This is a genomic window from Niveispirillum sp. KHB5.9 (assembly GCF_048066115.1).
In the GTDB taxonomy this organism is placed as follows: Bacteria; Pseudomonadota; Alphaproteobacteria; order Azospirillales; family Azospirillaceae; genus Niveispirillum.
On sequence record NZ_JBLTYX010000024.1, the window covers coordinates 41025 to 55919 of the forward strand.

Below are 14895 nucleotides of genomic sequence, written 5' to 3' on the forward strand. Positions count from 1 at the left end.
CTGGCCTCCCTCATTCGGTGAACATGCGGACGGGCTGGGGCTGATAGGGTTCGATCTGCCGGAAGCGCCGATACTGTTCCCGTGCCTGGAGCGCGTCGCTCGCCAGCCGGGCCTGCGCCAGGGCGTCGGCCCGCGCATCGGCCGCCAGCAGGGCCGTGAGGTCGGCCAGCTGCTGCGACTGCACGGCTAGCAGCTGGTTACCAGCCTGCGCCGCCTGCAGGCCGCCGATGGCCGACTGGCTGGCATCGACCAAGGTGCTGGTGCGGGCCTGCACGGTCGCCAGGTTCTCCACGGCACCGGCCCCGACAGTCAGGGACTGGCGGTATCCGGTCAGCGACAGGTCCCAGCGGTGACGGGCATCGGCCAGCAGCTGCGCATCCGGCAGGGCCGGATCGATGCGGTCGGGATAGGTTTCCGCGAATTGCTGCTCCAGCGTCTCGACATTGTAGGCGATGCCGTTGGCGCGGTGCAGCAGCCCCTGGATGCGGGCGAAGGTGCCGTCAATGTCGGTTTGCAGCGACAGCGGCAGGCCGGCCAGATGCCGGGACTGGTTCAGCAGCATCTGCGCCTGGTTGCGCAGCGCTGCCACCTGGTTGTGGATCTGTTCCAGGGCACGGGCCGCCTGCAACAGGTTCTGGGCATGGTTGCTGGGGTCGTAGACGGTGAGGCCGGATGCCTTCGCGCCCAGCGCCAGCGAGACGGCAGCGGCGGCCAGCCAGCGGTGACAAACTCTCATGATGCGTCCTCCCCATCGGCCAGCAGGTCGGCGGCCCAGCCGAGACCACGCCGGCGCAGCCAGGCCGCCGCGAAACCGGCCTTGTCCTGACGGGCCAGCGTCTCGGTGATGGCCGCCTGGTCGGTCCTGGACGAGACCGCCGTGAAGGCCAGGGCCACCTCGCCCAGCGCCAGCTCGAACAGCCGGTTGCCCCGGGGCGACTGGCAGTAATAATCCCGCTTGGGCGTGGCCTCGGCGATGATGCCGACCTGCCGGGTGTTCAGCCCGAAACGGCGATAGATGCCGGCGACCTGCGGCTCCAGCGCCCGCTCGTTGGGCAGGAACAGCCGTGTCGGGCAGCTTTCGATCAGCACCGGCGCGATGGGACTGCGCTCGATATCGGCCAGGGACTGCGTGGCGAAGATCACGGCGGCATTCTTCTTGCGCAGGGTCTTCAGCCATTCGCGCAACTGGCGGGCGAAGCCTTCCTCCTCTAGCACCAGCCAGCCCTCATCGATGATCAGCAGGGTCGGACGCCCGTCCAGCCGGGCCTCGATGCGGTGGAACAGATAGGTCAGCACCGGCAGGGCGGCGGACGTGCCGATCAGCCCCTCGGTCTCGAAGGCCTGGACATCGGCGATGCCCGGATGCTCGGCCTCGGCATCCAGCAGCCGGCCATGGGCGCCACCCAGGCAATAGGGGCGCAGCGCCTGCTTCAGCGGTGCCGATTGCAGGAGGGCCGCCAGCCCGGTCAGGGTCCGCTGTGCCGGCGGCGCCGAGGCCAGCGAGGCCAGGGCCGACCAGACATACTCGCGCGCGGCGGGATCGACAGCGATGCCTTCCTGACGCAGAATCTGCTCAATCCAGCCGGCGGCCCAGGCCCGTTCTGCCGCCTCGTCGATCCGGGGCAGCGGTTGCAGGGACAGCGCGGCCTCCTCCGACAGCCGGCCACCGAGATCGTGCCAGTCGCCGCCCATGGCCAGGGTGGCGGCGCGGATCGAGCCGCCGAAATCGAAGGCGAATATCTGCGCTCCCGGATAGCGACGGAACTGCATGGCCATCAACGCCAGCAGCACCGACTTGCCGGCCCCTGTCGGACCCACCAGCAGCAGATGGCCGACATCACCAACATGCAGCACGAAGCGGAAGGGCGTGGCGCCGTCGGTGCGGGCCAGGAACAAGGGTGGTCCGTCCAGGTGCCCATCCCGCGCCGGCCCGGCCCAGACCGCCGACAGCGGGATGATGTGGGCGAGGTTCAGGGTGGAGAGCGGTGGCTGGCGGACATTGGCATAGGCCTGGCCCGGCAGGCTGCCGAGCCAGGCCTCCACCGCGTTCATCCGTTCCCGGATGCAGGTGAAGTCGCGGGCCTGGATGGCCTTCTCCACCAGCCGCAGCTTCTCGTCGGCGGCAGCGGCATCGGTATCCCAGACGGTGACCGTGGCCGTGACATAGGCTTGCTCCGCCTCGCCCGATCCCAGTTCCTGGAGGGCGGCATCGGCGTCCAGGGCCTTGTTCTGGGCATCGCTGTCCAGCAGCACCGACGCCTCGCTGGTCATCACCTCCTTCAGGATGGCGGCAAGGCTCTTGCGCTTGGCGAACCATTGCCGGCGGATGCGGGTCAGCAGCCGTGTGGCCTCAACACGGTCCAGCAGGATGGCGCGGGTCGACCAGCGACAGGGAAAGGCCAACCGGTTCAGGTCATCGAGGATGCCGGGAAAGGTCGCGGTCGGGAAACCCATAACAGTCAGCACCCGCAGATGCGCCGCTCCCAATCTTGGTTCCAGCCCACCCGTCAGCGGCTCGTCGGCCAGCAGGGCGTCCAGGTGCATCGGCACCTCCGGCACCCGTACCTGCTGGCGGCGAGTGGAGATGCAGGCGTGGAGATAGGTCAACGTCCCGGCATCATCCAGCCACGCGGCCTCTTCCATGAAGCTCTCGACCAGCTTCAGCAGCCGGTCGGTGTGGTCAATGAACAGGTCCAGCATCGCCCGTGGATCGGCACCCCGCCGTTCGCGCCCCTCATAGAGCCAGGATTCCGCCCGGGTCGTCTGCTCCGCTGGCGGCAGCCACAGCAGGGTCAGGAAACAGGCGCTCTCGAAATGATCGCCGGCCTGTTCGAAGAGGGCACGGCGCTCCGCCTCGACCAGCGCCGAGGCCGGGTCGGGAAAGCGGCTCTCCGGATAGGCCTCCACCGGCTGCCGCGCCGCCTCGACGAAGAGGGCCCAGCCCGATCCCAGCCGGCGCAGCGCATTGTTCAGCCGGGCGCTGGCGGCAACCAGCTCGGCCGGCTCGGCGCTGTCCAGGTCCGGGCCGCGGAAGCGGGCCGTGCGCTGGAAACTGCCATCCTTGTTCAGCACCACGCCGGGAGCCACCAGGGCGGCCCAGGGCAGGTAGTCGACCAGGGCGGTAGCGCGGGTGCGGTATTCGGCGAGGTGCATCATCATCGCCCCCTCACGCTCGGAACCAGGGTGGCAGCCGCAGGTGCCGGCGGGCGACCTCCATGAACTGCGCGTCATGCCGGCAGGCCCAGGCGGCAAGGGCATGACCCAGCAGCCAGAGCAGCAGCCCCACCAGCCACAGCCGCAGGCCGAGTCCGACGGCGGCCGCCAGCGTGCCATTGGCGATGGCCACGGCGCGCGGGACGCCGGCCAGCAGGATCGGCTCGGTCAGCGCCCGATGCACAGGCGCGTAGAAGCCGGGCACGGGTTCCTCCATCAGACCAGCGCCCCGCCCGCGAAGGAGAAGAAGGACAGGAAGAAGCTGGAGGCGGCGAAGGCGATGGAGAGCCCGAAGACGATCTGCACCAGCCGCCGGAAGCCGCCCGACGTGTCGCCGAAGGCCAGGGTCAGGCCCGTGGTGATAATGATGATGACGGCGATGATCTTGGCGACCGGCCCTTCGATGGACAGCAGCACCGATTGCAGCGGCGCCTCCCACGGCATGGAGGAACCGGCCGCCTGTGCCGGCAGGGCCGCCAGCAGCGTGACGCCGGCCATCCCGGCCGCCAGTAAGGACTGGCGCAACGAAGCGAAGATGCAACGGATCATGATCCTTCTCCCGGATTGGCGGTGACGGCATCGACGAGGACATATTCACCGCTGGCAGACAGGCCACGGACCTCCCGCAGTTCGACCAGCCGGCGTGCCGTTCCCCGGCCGGCCAGGACGGCGATCAGGTCGATGGTCTCGGCGACCAGTGCCCTGGGGACGGTGACGGTGGCTTCCTGGATAAGCTGCTCCAGGCGCCGCAGCACGCCCAGGGCCGACCCGGCATGCAGCGTGCCGATGCCGCCCGGATGCCCGGTGCCCCAGGCCTTGACCAGGTCGAGCGCCTCGCCGCCGCGAACCTCGCCAATGAGGATGCGATCCGGCCGCAACCGCAGCGCCGTCCGCACCAGATCCGCCAGCGCGGCCACGCCGTCGCGCGTGCGTAGGGCCACGAAGTTGGGCACGGCACAGCGCAGTTCGCGGGTATCCTCGATCAGGATGATGCGCTCACCGCCCAGCACCTCCTCGGCCAGCAATGCGTTGACCAGGGTGGTCTTGCCGGTCGAGGTGCCGCCTGCGACCAGGATGTTCCGGCGCAAAGCTATAGATTGGCGCAAGACGTCAGCCTGCGCCGCTGACAGGACGCCGGCCGCGACATAGTCATTGAGCCGGAACAGCGCAACCGCCGGCTTACGGATGGCGAAGGTGGGTGCGGCCACCAGCGGCGGCAGCAGCCCTTCGAAGCGCTCCCCGGTGCCCGGCAGTTCGGCCGACAGGCGCGGCTGTTCGGCATGAACCTCCATCCCGACATGGTGGGCGACCAGCCGGATGATTCGCTCGCCGTCAACTGCGGACAGTTCGGAGTCTGTATCGATCAACCCGTCACCCAGCCGGTCCAGCCACAGTCGACCATCCGGGTTCAGCATCACCTCGACGACAGCGGCGTCCTCCAACCAACCCGCGACGCCGGATCCAAACGCTGTATGCAGCATGTGGACGCTACGTGGCTTCGCATTGGAGGGAGTAGCAGCAAGCATTTCGATCCCCGGCTACAAGCTAGCCGCACGGCGCGGCCGCGCAGGGGGTCATTAGGAAATACACACGCTCACCGGACGCAACTGGCTGGAAGGGAGCGTAGGACAACGGCGTGGAATTACAGGAGAACGGTGGTCCGATCCTAATGCGAAACGATCGCGTGGGCCGCTGCGGCCACTGATGGTTCCTGGATCGAAGCGTGGATTGTTCGAATTTGGGGAGTCCAACGATCTTGGCACGGTCCATAGGCCTCATAGGCTACCGCTTCCATTAAACAAGTTACTGGATTAAGAAGATGAGCGGTCTAAGGGAGAGGGTGACATCATCAGATGGCGAGGATTCCGTTCAAAGTTTCGGCGCGAGCCGCTCGGCTGATTGGACGCGAGAATGTCGCCACCTCGCACGGCGCGGTCACCGAATTGGTGAAAAATGCTTACGATGCCGACGCTGGCGTTTGCGCCGTGCTCTTCCTACCACGTTGGCGGAAGACACCGACTTCCTTCACGCAGCAGGAATTCGAGGTTTTACGTGGAATCTTTCCGGCTGCGGAAAGATTGCTCGAAGAACTTGAACGCCGTTGGCACGTAAAAACCGGACTGCCGAGTGCCGATAGAACGGCGTTGAATGAAGCTCTCGACGAAATCCTCGATTTGTGGATCGTTGATAATGGCCATGGCATGTCGTCCGATGTCATTAACGAGCGATGGATGGTCATCGGCACCGACGCAAAAGAGTTAAACGGCCACTCAAATGGTGGACGAGTTGTTACGGGTGCCAAAGGAATCGGGCGCTTCGCCCTCGATCGCCTAGGGCGGGAAAGTGACCTTTTCTCGGGGCAAAGCGATGCAGATTCCATCGTCCATTGGTTTGTAGACTGGTCCGATTTCGAAGGTGCAGGAAAAATCGTCTCCGATGTTGAAGCCCTGTTGGAGATGGAAAGCCAACCTCTTTCAGATGTTTACAACAGCAATGGCCTGATTGGTCTCTTGCCCAAAACTCGACCGATCCGTCTCGGCAAGGCCGAACCCTTGTCGTTCAAGACGGGCACAGCTATCCGCATCGGGTTGCTCAATGATGCTTGGGATTCCACAGATAGTTTGCGGCTAAAGGACACCTTGGCATCCCTTCTTCCGCCTCACGAACGCGCTGACTTCGACATCTTCGTCTATGACCATCGAGTTCCAGCAGAAAGTGGGTTTATTGATAACCTACCGCCCGATCAATTTGATTATCGCATGGTCGCGAACGTCAAAGCCGATGGAACAGTATCAATTAAACTTGAACGCCAGGAAATTGACGCTGACAGAATTCGGGCAAGCGTCTTTGATACCGATGCAATGAAGCAGCCTGGGTTTACAAAAGAAGATTTCAATCATGGATATTACAAATATGATACGGATCTTAGGCAACTTCTTCGACTGAAAGATGACGAAGATGAAACTCCATATGTAAAAGTTGGACCATTTGATTTTACTCTATATTTCTTTAAGCTACTCAACCCATCCTCCGATAATCTTTTGCGATATCCGCAGAGAAACTTTGATGTCTCTCGTCGGCGAGCTTGGCTGAAAAACTCAGGCGGCATTCGGCTCTATCGCGACAACTTTCGCGTTCGGCCTTATGGCGAGCCAGGCTCTCAAGCCTATGACTGGCTGCTCTTGGGTGAACATGTAGCGCGAAACCCCGTGGCCGCATCACGGGTTGGCTGGAGCGTTCCTCCGCAGCAGGTTGCAGGGACACTTTATATCACGAAGGAAGGCAACCCGGAACTGGACGATCAATCGAACCGAGAGGGCATACGTAATGAGCGGGCGTTCAGGGCGTTCAGGGAGATAGTGCGAGCCCTCATTGGTGCGTTCGAACATGATCGTTCCTATATCCTCGGCCAGTTCAACGCGGCCTACGACCGCGACAACCCGCCCCCCCCCGATGTTGCTGAAGCCCTTCGGATCGTTAAACAATATCGTCGTGATTCAGCTGATGCGGATAGCGGAAAGCGGAAAACGCATAGCGAGACTGGAACCCGAATTACTGAGCGCGTTAGTTCAGATATCGATAAGATTGGTGAAGCACTGGAATCGAAAGTGCAGGAGAACGAAGCGCTCCGAGAGGATAATCAAGTTCTTCGCGGCATGGCGACATTGGGCACAATATTAGTGTCGTTCACTCATGAACTGAAGCAGATCAAAGCTGATATGGAAGCACGGGGAGACCGCTTAGCCAGTTCGGTAAACGCTGTGGTAGATCCTGCGCGGTTGGCCGGGGTCCCTGAACGCGCTCGTCCATTAAGCGTCCTGAACCGAATGCGTCGTCAGGATGAGAAGGTCAGCCGATGGGTCGATTTTGCGCTTGCGGCTGTTTCGCCTGCGAAACGCCGACGGCGGCTGATCGATATGCAATCCTATTTTGAGGGATTGAAAGAATACTGGAATGAATTTCTGACGACCAGAAAAGTAGAATTGCATCTCGGTGAGCGGACCATTGGCAACCTTACAGTCTTAGCCCACGAGATCGATCTCGACAGCATATTTTACAACCTTATAAATAACTCCGTCGAGGCTTTCCTCAAACCATCAGCTCAAACGACACGGAAAATCATTATCTCCTCAACCATACCACGGGCTGGATGGGTTGAAGTCGAGTATCAAGACAGTGGTCCTGGTCTATCCCCCAATTTTAACGTTGCAGAAGATATTTTCCTATTTGGAGTTACGTCAAAAAAAGATGACAGCTTGGGCGAGCCTGGAGGTACAGGCATCGGCATGTGGTTGCTTCGAAATGTCGTTGACGACTATCGTGGCATCGTCGATCTACGCTGTAAGCTAGGGGAGCCCGGGTTTAAACTCGCTGTGCGCCTTCCAACTCACCGTACCGGCGCGGAGATTGGTCATGGTTGAATCGTCTGAAACAATAAGGCTGCCGAGTATCGCTTATATTGACGAGCACGAGGACGCCCGGGACGATTTTTTCACAGATGCCTACCAAAGTGGTCTGTTCAAGGAAGTGCACATTTTGGCGCCTGAAACGACGCTGATAAGGATGGTTGATAAGCTCCTAGACCTTCGAATCGACGCGGTAGTCTCTGACTTCCAGCTTACCGAGGCAGGGCCGGTTGATTACAATGGCGAAGCGCTCGTTGAAGCTATCCTTGCCCGAAGAGCAGGATTTCCATGCTTCATTAGAACTTCGTTCGACGATGCCGCTCTAAGGGCGGCCGACGATGTCAATCGCGTTTACTCAAAAAACCCGAAGGCAGCTACGGGGGGACGGGAACAGCTTCTGCAAAGGATCGCACTTCAGATTGAGCGTCACCATACTCGTTTAGCCGAATGGCAAGCCGAACTTGATGACCTCCTATCCATCGACCGGAAAGCTCTGACAGCTGTGCAAGTCGACCGCATTCTAGAGCTTGATGAGGCTATCGAAGGAAATATAGCCCTTGACGACTCAGTAGCCCGGCAGGTGAAGCGTAATCTTCTTAAAGATGAGAACCTAACCATCCGACATATTGAGCTTATTGATGAAACTGAAAGGCTTATAGCGGACATGCGGCGTGCACTCCATGACTGAATTTCTCAAAATGCATCATCGAGCCCCGGTTCGGCGTGAAGTAGCAACTCAAGTTCGCTATGCCCTATATCGCGATGACCTTCGTCTAGACTTTCTTCAGGCATGCGGCTATTGCGGCGATGGAGATGAGCGTATTGATCGGTCGACATTTCATATCGATCATTTCGCACCGAAGAAGCGGTTTCCGGAACTGGAATTGGCCTATACGAACCTCGTCTACGCCTGTCGGTTCTGCAATGTAAGCAAGTCCGATCACTGGATCGGCAACGATCCTAAAGTACCGAATAACGGCACGGTGGGTTTTGTGGATCCGTGTTCCGATGACTACGACATCCATCTTGGACGAGATGCCGGAGGCCGGATCGTAGCCAGAACAGAACTCGGCCGCTACATCATCCGACGGCTTAGCCTTCATTTAATCCGGCATGAGCTGCTTTGGCGCGCTCGTAGAATGCGAATTCAACGTGGCGAGATTCAAAACTTAATCGACGAATATAAGGTAAGTGGAAGATCGCTTCCCGAATATGCAGGCCTTCTCGACCGTTTCTTTGAACTGACGAAATCAATTGAAAATTATGAACTACGTGCCGTCTCACAATAAGCGATCCGCGATTCGACATACTGGCGCGGTCTACACTCCGAGCAAAGTGGCTACGGCCATCATCCGTTGTGCGATGAGTGACCTTCCGAGCCGCCCCCTCAGAGTGTTGGAGCCGAGCGCCGGTGATGGGGTATTCCTCGGACAGCTCGCCAACCTGATGCCACACCACGACCTCTTAGCAATCGATATTGATGAGGAGGTTGTCGATAGATTGCGCGAAAGCGCCGCATACTGGCCAACATCGACCACACTACATGTTGACGATTTCGTTCAATTCGCCTGCAACACTATAGAGGCAGGGAGTCCCGGCTTTGACCTCATCGTCGGCAATCCTCCCTTCATCCGGAAGCACAACTTTCCGGCATCCTTCAAGGCAGCTTTGAAGAGGCTTTCCGAAGTTACAGAGTACCCGCTGCCAGATCTTAAGAACAGCTGGGCGGCTTTCCTAGTAGCCTCGGCAAAGCTCATTACCGATGATGGCGTAGTCGCGTTCGTATTGCCCTATGAGCTAATCACTGTGGCATATGGTCATGCGGCGTTAAACCAAATGCTTAAAGTGTTTTCGTGTATCGACCTTTTCATTTCGGACCAGAAGGCATTTACAGAGATTGAGCAAGACGCCGTCATCTTCATTGGTCGGCGAGGGTCAACGAACCGCAAGGGATTGTTCGTTCAGCGCGTTCAGCAGATGTCCGATTTGACGAAAGCGATTGAGCATACCTTGAGCCTTGCGCCGGATCGGCCCCTTGCGTTGGACCTGAATGCGTTTCTGATCGATTCAGAGATAATGCCGACGCTACGGCGACTTCAATCGGACCTCAAGAAATTCTCAGACTTGGCAACCACCGCGCCAGGTGTGGTGACCGCTGCCAACAACTTCTTCATACTCAAAGATGAAGAAGTCGAGAGCCTCGGCCTCCAAGCGCACGTCTTACCTATTCTCAAGAAACAAAGCATCATCAACCGCTCACCAATATTCTCGAAACTAGATTTTGAAGAATTAGCGAAGCAAGAACCCTGCAGGCTTCTCTATATCAAAGGCGATCATGACAGCCTTGATCAGAACCTCCAGGCATACATTGCCGAAGGCGTGAGGGCTAAACTGCCCCAGCGATACAAATGTCGAGGTCGGAAAAACTGGTATGAGGTTCGCCTGGTCGAAAGCGCACCCGGATTCTTCTTCAAGCGATCCTATGGATACCCGCGCATCTGCCTCAACGACGCAGGCGTCTATATCACGGATACTGCCTACGGCATTCGTCCAAAAGAGGGGTATTCGATCCGTGGTATATGCTTTTCTTTCTACAATTCGCTTACCATGCTCTTCGCCGAAACTAATGGAAGATTCTACGGTGGAGGTGTTCTTGAACTCTCCCCGAATGAGCTGAAAGGTCTTCCAATCATCTATCATGAGCCGACTGATGAGGAGTTTAAGGTTTTCGTGAAACTTCACAAGGAAGCCGGCAATGACCCTACAGTGATCCTCGACTTTGGAGATCTCTGGCTCCGCGAGCATCCAGCAGCAAAAGACATCGATTTAGTCGGCATTCGAAAAGCGTGGGCCGCAGTTCGTTCCCATCGCCTTAGACACAGCAGTCAATCGAAGACCTGAAGATTACAATGACGGTCTGGCGACTGGCGACTGGCGACTGGCGACTGGCGACTGGCGACTGGCGACTGGCGATGGAGAACTCAGCGCAGCTAGAAAAGTAACTGCTATTTTAATGCCTTGATTCAGGTTGTTTGCCCCAATTGCAATCTCTACTGGCCATGTTAAAATTTTGCTGTGGTAACGGGTGAGTTCACATCACCCCATGCGGTCTACCTCCTCAACAATCTCCTGCCTCAGCGCTGGCCCCTTCGCTAATCTGCGGCCCAGCGCATCAAGGAACGCATCATACCGTTCCGCCCCCTTTGCCCGTGCCGCCGTCTGCGCCGGCTCTGGCAAAGCTGGTGTGCTGTTGAGCCAGAAGCGCACAAAGAGGGCCAGCGTCTCGATGCCGATGCCGACATCGCGCTCGACCCGCTGATGGCGGCGATCCAACTGGTCCAGCCGCCGGATGACAGCCGCTTCCTGCCGCTCGGGGGCATCGGGCGACAGGAAGGAGGCAATGGCTGCCTCGGCGACAAGGGACAGGGACTGATTGCGGCGGGCCGCATAGTCCGACAGGGTGCGCATGATGACGGGGTCGAGATAGACGGACAGGCGGGCTTTCATCCGGGCCTCACAGGTCGATGCCGTCATTCGGGTCCAGCGCCGCCTGCCGGGCAGATCGCCGCATGGTTCGTGCCAGGGCACGGGAACGGCTGCTGTCCGCGTCCGCCTCCTCGGCGCCATCGTCAAACTCGTTCACCGGCGGGGCAGCTGCCACAACAATGTCTTCGTGCGGCTCAAGCCCTGGCTCCCGGCGCAGGCCGCCGGTTGTCGGGTCCTCATCCTGCAAGTCACCGGGATGACCGGCGGCGCTTCCCCTGCCTGGCTGCCGGATCGGCGGCAAGCCGCTCCAATCATCGGGTCGCACCGGTCCCTGGCTCGCCCCAGTCGCGGGCGGCGGCAGGACGCGCGCCACTAGGCGCCGGTCCTCGTAATACCGGACCTTGGCGGCCCGGATAGGCGGCGTGCCGGAGACCATGACGATCTCCTCGCCAGGTGGCAGCTGCATCACCTCACCCGGCGTCAGCAGCGGCCGCGCCGTCTCCGACCGCGACACCATCAGATGGCCCAGCCAGGGTGACAGCCGGTGCCCGGCATAGTTCTTCATCGCCCGCATCTCGGTGGCAGTGCCCAGCGCGTCCGACACCCGCTTGGCCGTGCGTTCATCGTTGGTCGCAAAGCTGACCCGGACATGGCAATTGTCCAGGATCGAGTTGTTGGGCCCGTAGGCCTTCTCGATCTGGTTCAGGCTCTGGGCGATCAGGAAGGATTTCAGCCCGTAGCCAGCCATGAAGGCCAGCGCGCTCTCGAAGAAATCCAACCGTCCCAGGGCCGGAAACTCGTCCAGCATCAACAGCAGCCGGTGCCGGCGGTCGCGGTCATGCAGGTCCTCGGTCAGGCGTCGGCCGATCTGGTTCAGCACCAGCCGGACCAGCGGCTTGGTCCGGCTGATGTCGGACGGCGGCACGACGAGATAGAGCGTCGTCGGCTGTTCACTGGCCACTAGGTCGGCGATGCGCCAGTCGCAGCGGCTGGTGACCCGGGCCACGACGGGATCGCGGTAGAGGCCGAGGAAGGACATGGCGGTCGACAGCACGCCCGAGCGTTCATTGTCCGACTTGTTCAGCAGTTCCCGCGCCGCCGAGGCCACCACCGTATGGGGCCGCCCATCCAGATGCGGCGTGGTCATCATCGCCCGCAGGGTGGCCTCGATGGGGCGCCCCGGATCGGACAGCAGGTTGGCGACACCGGCCAGGGTGCGGTCGGGGCCCGTATAGAGCACATGCAGGATGGCGCCGACCAGCAGGCTGTGGCTGGTCTTCTCCCAATGGTTCCGGCGCTCCAGCGAGCCTTCCGGATCGACCAGCACGTCGGCGACATTCTGCACGTCGCGCACCTCCTGCACGCCGCGGCGGACCTCCAGCAGTGGGTTGTAGGCGGCACTGGCCGGATCGGTGGGATCGAAGCGCAGCACCCGGCCGAAGCGGGCGCGCCAGCCGGCGGTGCATTCCCAGTTCTCGCCCTTGATGTCATGGACGATGGCGCTTCCGGGCCAAGCCAGCAGCGTGGGCACGACTAGCCCCACACCCTTGCCGGAGCGGGTCGGCGCGAAGCACAGCACATGCTCGGGGCCATCATGGCGCAGATACTCGGCCTCGAACCGCCCCAGCATGACGCCATTGGCGCCCAGCAGGCCGGCCGCCGCGATCTCCGGCCGGGTGGCCCAGCGGGCGGAGCCGTAGGTCTCGACGTTCCGCGCTTCCCGCGCCCGCCAGACCGACAGGGCGATGGCGGTGCCGATGGCAAGGAATCCGCCCGACAAGGCGATCAGTGCCCCTTCCATGAAAATCCGCGGCGCATAGGCGTCGTACCAGTACCACCACCAGAAGAAGGCCGGCGGCGGATAGAGCGGTATGCCGGCCAGGTCGGCCCAGGGCATGCCGAGCTGCGGCTGGAAGCCCAGGCGCCATGCCGTCCATTGCGTGGCGCCCCAGATGCAGGCCAGCACCTCGGCAAGGACGAGCAGGATCTGGCCCCAGAGGATGCGGGTTCCCGACATGGTTCTCCGTCCCGGCTGTGCCGGATAAGGGAAAGCCCCATGGCGCACCCCTGCCAAGGGGTGTCGATCAGGCATCGCGCCCTGGCGAATGCCGGCGAAGCAATACCGCCCCACGCCTCAGCTGGGCAGCAGCCAGCCCCCGCCCTTCAGAATGAAGGGCCGCGTGTCGACGGCGATGGGCCGGCCCAGGATGTCGCCCAGCAGCTGCACACGGTCGCCGATGCAGCTGAGGATCGTGCTGTAGGGCGGGGCGTGGTTGAAGGGGGCCTCGTCGCACAGGGCCCGGGCCTGGGCCAGGATGCGGCTGGCCATGGCATGCGCGTCGTCCAGGAAGGCCTTGCGGGCGGCGCGCCCCGGCGGTGCCAGGCTAGCCAGATTGTCCGCCGTCAGTTCGACCGCGCGGCGGGCCTCGCCATAGGCCATGGCGAAATCCTCCTTCAGGTCCGGATAGAGCCGGGTGCAGACGATGTCATAGGCCGGGGCCAGGATCGGGGCGCTCCCCGGCTGGTCATAAAGCAGGCTGGTGTTCTTGCCATGGGCATCGGCATTGCCGACCAGGAAATTGAACAGGGCCCGCCGCCGGAATTCCCGCAGGGCGAGGATGGGCGCCCGCACCGTCTGCAACAGCGCCAGGCAGTCGGCGAAGCTCGGCCCGATCCGGGCGCCGCTGTCGTCATCGAACTCGTACTTGCGTTCCGGCGGATAACCCAGGGCTTGGCAGACATCCTCCTGGTGCAGCTCCGTGACCAGGGTCCCTTCCACGATCCGGTCATAGCGCTCGACCAGCAGGCATTCCCGACCGCCGAAGGCCATGATGCGGGTCGCCGCCACGTCCAGGCCGGCACGGGCGGCCAGCGCCATGCAGAAGGCCTCGTTGCGGACAAGGTCATGGTATTCCGGCCTGTCCGACGATTTGACGATATGTGTGGAGGGCGAGCCGCCCAGGGGCCGATGGAACCTTCCCCCGAAGAGGGCGACGGCGGACTTCACCTGGGCGCCGGCCAGCGATAGGCGCACGCGCCGGTCGGCGGAGAAGTTGGGCGAGCCTTGCAGCTCCTCGCCCAGATTGGCCAACTGCTCGTCGCTGAACGGCTCATAGTCGCTGGGAATGGCCGGCGGCGATCCCGGCGGCAGCAAGCGGACGGCGCCGGCGCATTCACCGCCATAGGCCGCCAGCAGCCGGAACGTCTCATAGACCTGCAATCCCTTGCGCGCCGCCGCCTTGGTCAATGCCGGCCCCTCCGGCAACAGGCCCGCGAAGAACGGCCGGCAGGCGGCGTCATCATAGGGCTCGACCCGCACCGGCAGCCGGTAGGACAAGGGCGGAGCATCCGACCGGTAATGGAAGGCCAGCCGGCCTTGCGGATCGGCGGACAGGGTGCCGACCGGCAGGGTTCCGAGATAGACGTCGAGCGTGTCGGCTGGATCCGCCATCACCGCACCCTGCCCTGGAGATCAATGCCCAGTGCCGCCAGCAGTTGCAGCGCCTTGCCGATCTCGGCGGTTTCCTTGCCGTTCTCTATGCCGTTGACGAAGGCCAGGCTGAGACCGGTCAGCTCGGAAAGCTGCTTCTGGGTCAGGGCCAGCTCCTTGCGCCGGCTGCGGATGAGCGCGCCGACAGCGGCGGTATTGTGCAACAGCACGTCTGTCTGGCTGCGCTTGAGCATGGCCATGACCCCAATATTCTGCGTACACAGAATATTGGACCGGTTCCGGCGGAACACAAGCAGACATTCTGCGTACGCAGAATATGTCCACCCTTTTGAGAGAGAG

General features: G+C 61.6%; 13 protein-coding genes. 4 read left to right on the forward strand and 9 right to left on the reverse strand.

Annotated elements, in window-relative coordinates; translation table 11 throughout:
- Nucleotides 1-10: 10 nt before the first annotated feature.
- Genes trbJ through trbB form a run of 5 tightly spaced genes read right to left on the reverse strand, consistent with a single transcriptional unit; the run spans nt 11 to nt 4694 of the window.
- Nucleotides 11-736: a P-type conjugative transfer protein TrbJ gene (gene trbJ, locus ACM9HJ_RS26750; protein WP_416574852.1), complete on the reverse strand. Its 726-nt coding sequence runs from the start codon at nt 734-736 to the stop codon at nt 11-13.
- Entirely contained in the window at nt 733-3156 is a 2424-nt protein-coding gene (gene trbE, locus ACM9HJ_RS26755) for a conjugal transfer protein TrbE (RefSeq protein WP_416574881.1), read from the reverse strand. Before trbE ends, trbJ begins: the two co-directional genes overlap by 4 nt.
- A 10-nt stretch (nt 3157-3166) precedes the next feature.
- Entirely contained in the window at nt 3167-3430 is a 264-nt protein-coding gene (locus tag ACM9HJ_RS26760; protein ID WP_292912518.1) for a VirB3 family type IV secretion system protein, read from the reverse strand.
- Nucleotides 3430-3762, reverse strand: a complete 333-nt coding sequence (locus ACM9HJ_RS26765; RefSeq protein WP_416574853.1) for a TrbC/VirB2 family protein — start codon at nt 3760-3762, stop codon at nt 3430-3432. The genes ACM9HJ_RS26760 and ACM9HJ_RS26765 overlap by 1 nt, the downstream gene beginning before the upstream one ends.
- Nucleotides 3759-4694, reverse strand: a complete 936-nt coding sequence (gene trbB / locus ACM9HJ_RS26770; protein WP_416574854.1) for a P-type conjugative transfer ATPase TrbB — start codon at nt 4692-4694, stop codon at nt 3759-3761. Before trbB ends, ACM9HJ_RS26765 begins: the two co-directional genes overlap by 4 nt.
- A gap of 372 nt (nt 4695-5066) precedes the next feature.
- Between trbB and ACM9HJ_RS26775 the strand changes: the two genes are divergently transcribed.
- Genes ACM9HJ_RS26775 through ACM9HJ_RS26790 form a run of 4 tightly spaced genes read left to right on the forward strand, consistent with a single transcriptional unit; the run spans nt 5067 to nt 10520 of the window.
- A complete protein-coding gene (locus ACM9HJ_RS26775; protein ID WP_416574855.1) occupies nt 5067-7634 on the forward strand; it encodes an ATP-binding protein in 2568 nt (855 codons plus the stop codon).
- Nucleotides 7627-8307, forward strand: a complete 681-nt coding sequence (locus ACM9HJ_RS26780) for a hypothetical protein (RefSeq protein WP_416574856.1) — start codon at nt 7627-7629, stop codon at nt 8305-8307. The genes ACM9HJ_RS26775 and ACM9HJ_RS26780 overlap by 8 nt, the downstream gene beginning before the upstream one ends.
- Nucleotides 8300-8908 carry an HNH endonuclease gene (locus ACM9HJ_RS26785; RefSeq protein WP_416574857.1) on the forward strand — a complete coding sequence of 203 codons (609 nt, stop codon included), beginning with the start codon at nt 8300-8302 and terminating at the stop codon, nt 8906-8908. Before ACM9HJ_RS26780 ends, ACM9HJ_RS26785 begins: the two co-directional genes overlap by 8 nt.
- Nucleotides 8883-10520 carry an Eco57I restriction-modification methylase domain-containing protein gene (locus ACM9HJ_RS26790; protein ID WP_416574858.1) on the forward strand — a complete coding sequence of 546 codons (1638 nt, stop codon included), beginning with the start codon at nt 8883-8885 and terminating at the stop codon, nt 10518-10520. The genes ACM9HJ_RS26785 and ACM9HJ_RS26790 overlap by 26 nt, the downstream gene beginning before the upstream one ends.
- A gap of 195 nt (nt 10521-10715) precedes the next feature.
- Here ACM9HJ_RS26790 and ACM9HJ_RS26795 read toward each other — a convergent pair whose 3' ends face one another.
- The 4 genes from ACM9HJ_RS26795 to ACM9HJ_RS26810 all read right to left on the reverse strand — a co-directional run bounded on the left by ACM9HJ_RS26795 (nt 10716) and on the right by ACM9HJ_RS26810 (nt 14795).
- Nucleotides 10716-11126 (reverse strand): CopG family transcriptional regulator, encoded by a 411-nt coding sequence (locus ACM9HJ_RS26795; protein ID WP_416574859.1) that lies wholly within the window; start codon nt 11124-11126, stop codon nt 10716-10718.
- A gap of 7 nt (nt 11127-11133) precedes the next feature.
- Complete coding sequence (locus ACM9HJ_RS26800) at nt 11134-13122, reverse strand: conjugal transfer protein TraG (protein WP_416574860.1); 1989 nt, start codon at nt 13120-13122, stop codon at nt 11134-11136.
- A gap of 117 nt (nt 13123-13239) precedes the next feature.
- Complete coding sequence (locus ACM9HJ_RS26805) at nt 13240-14556, reverse strand: type II toxin-antitoxin system HipA family toxin (protein ID WP_416574861.1); 1317 nt, start codon at nt 14554-14556, stop codon at nt 13240-13242.
- Nucleotides 14556-14795 (reverse strand): helix-turn-helix domain-containing protein, encoded by a 240-nt coding sequence (locus ACM9HJ_RS26810; protein ID WP_416574862.1) that lies wholly within the window; start codon nt 14793-14795, stop codon nt 14556-14558. Before ACM9HJ_RS26810 ends, ACM9HJ_RS26805 begins: the two co-directional genes overlap by 1 nt.
- Between the last annotated feature and the right edge of the window lie 100 nt (nt 14796-14895).

What these genes read in the sequence shown, in the direction of transcription:
- trbJ (WP_416574852.1), bottom strand. Translation starts at nt 736, where the DNA reads ATGAGAGTTTGTCACCGCTGGCTGGCCGCCGCTGCCGTCTCGCTGGCG.
- trbE (WP_416574881.1), bottom strand. Translation starts at nt 3,156, where the DNA reads ATGATGCACCTCGCCGAATACCGCACCCGCGCTACCGCCCTGGTCGAC.
- ACM9HJ_RS26760 (WP_292912518.1), bottom strand. Translation starts at nt 3,430, where the DNA reads ATGGAGGAACCCGTGCCCGGCTTCTACGCGCCTGTGCATCGGGCGCTG.
- ACM9HJ_RS26765 (WP_416574853.1), bottom strand. Translation starts at nt 3,762, where the DNA reads ATGATCCGTTGCATCTTCGCTTCGTTGCGCCAGTCCTTACTGGCGGCC.
- trbB (WP_416574854.1), bottom strand. Translation starts at nt 4,694, where the DNA reads ATGCTGCATACAGCGTTTGGATCCGGCGTCGCGGGTTGGTTGGAGGAC.
- ACM9HJ_RS26775 (WP_416574855.1), top strand. Translation starts at nt 5,067, where the DNA reads ATGGCGAGGATTCCGTTCAAAGTTTCGGCGCGAGCCGCTCGGCTGATT.
- ACM9HJ_RS26780 (WP_416574856.1), top strand. Translation starts at nt 7,627, where the DNA reads ATGGTTGAATCGTCTGAAACAATAAGGCTGCCGAGTATCGCTTATATT.
- ACM9HJ_RS26785 (WP_416574857.1), top strand. Translation starts at nt 8,300, where the DNA reads ATGACTGAATTTCTCAAAATGCATCATCGAGCCCCGGTTCGGCGTGAA.
- ACM9HJ_RS26790 (WP_416574858.1), top strand. Translation starts at nt 8,883, where the DNA reads ATGAACTACGTGCCGTCTCACAATAAGCGATCCGCGATTCGACATACT.
- ACM9HJ_RS26795 (WP_416574859.1), bottom strand. Translation starts at nt 11,126, where the DNA reads ATGAAAGCCCGCCTGTCCGTCTATCTCGACCCCGTCATCATGCGCACC.
- ACM9HJ_RS26800 (WP_416574860.1), bottom strand. Translation starts at nt 13,122, where the DNA reads ATGTCGGGAACCCGCATCCTCTGGGGCCAGATCCTGCTCGTCCTTGCC.
- ACM9HJ_RS26805 (WP_416574861.1), bottom strand. Translation starts at nt 14,556, where the DNA reads ATGGCGGATCCAGCCGACACGCTCGACGTCTATCTCGGAACCCTGCCG.
- ACM9HJ_RS26810 (WP_416574862.1), bottom strand. Translation starts at nt 14,795, where the DNA reads ATGGCCATGCTCAAGCGCAGCCAGACAGACGTGCTGTTGCACAATACC.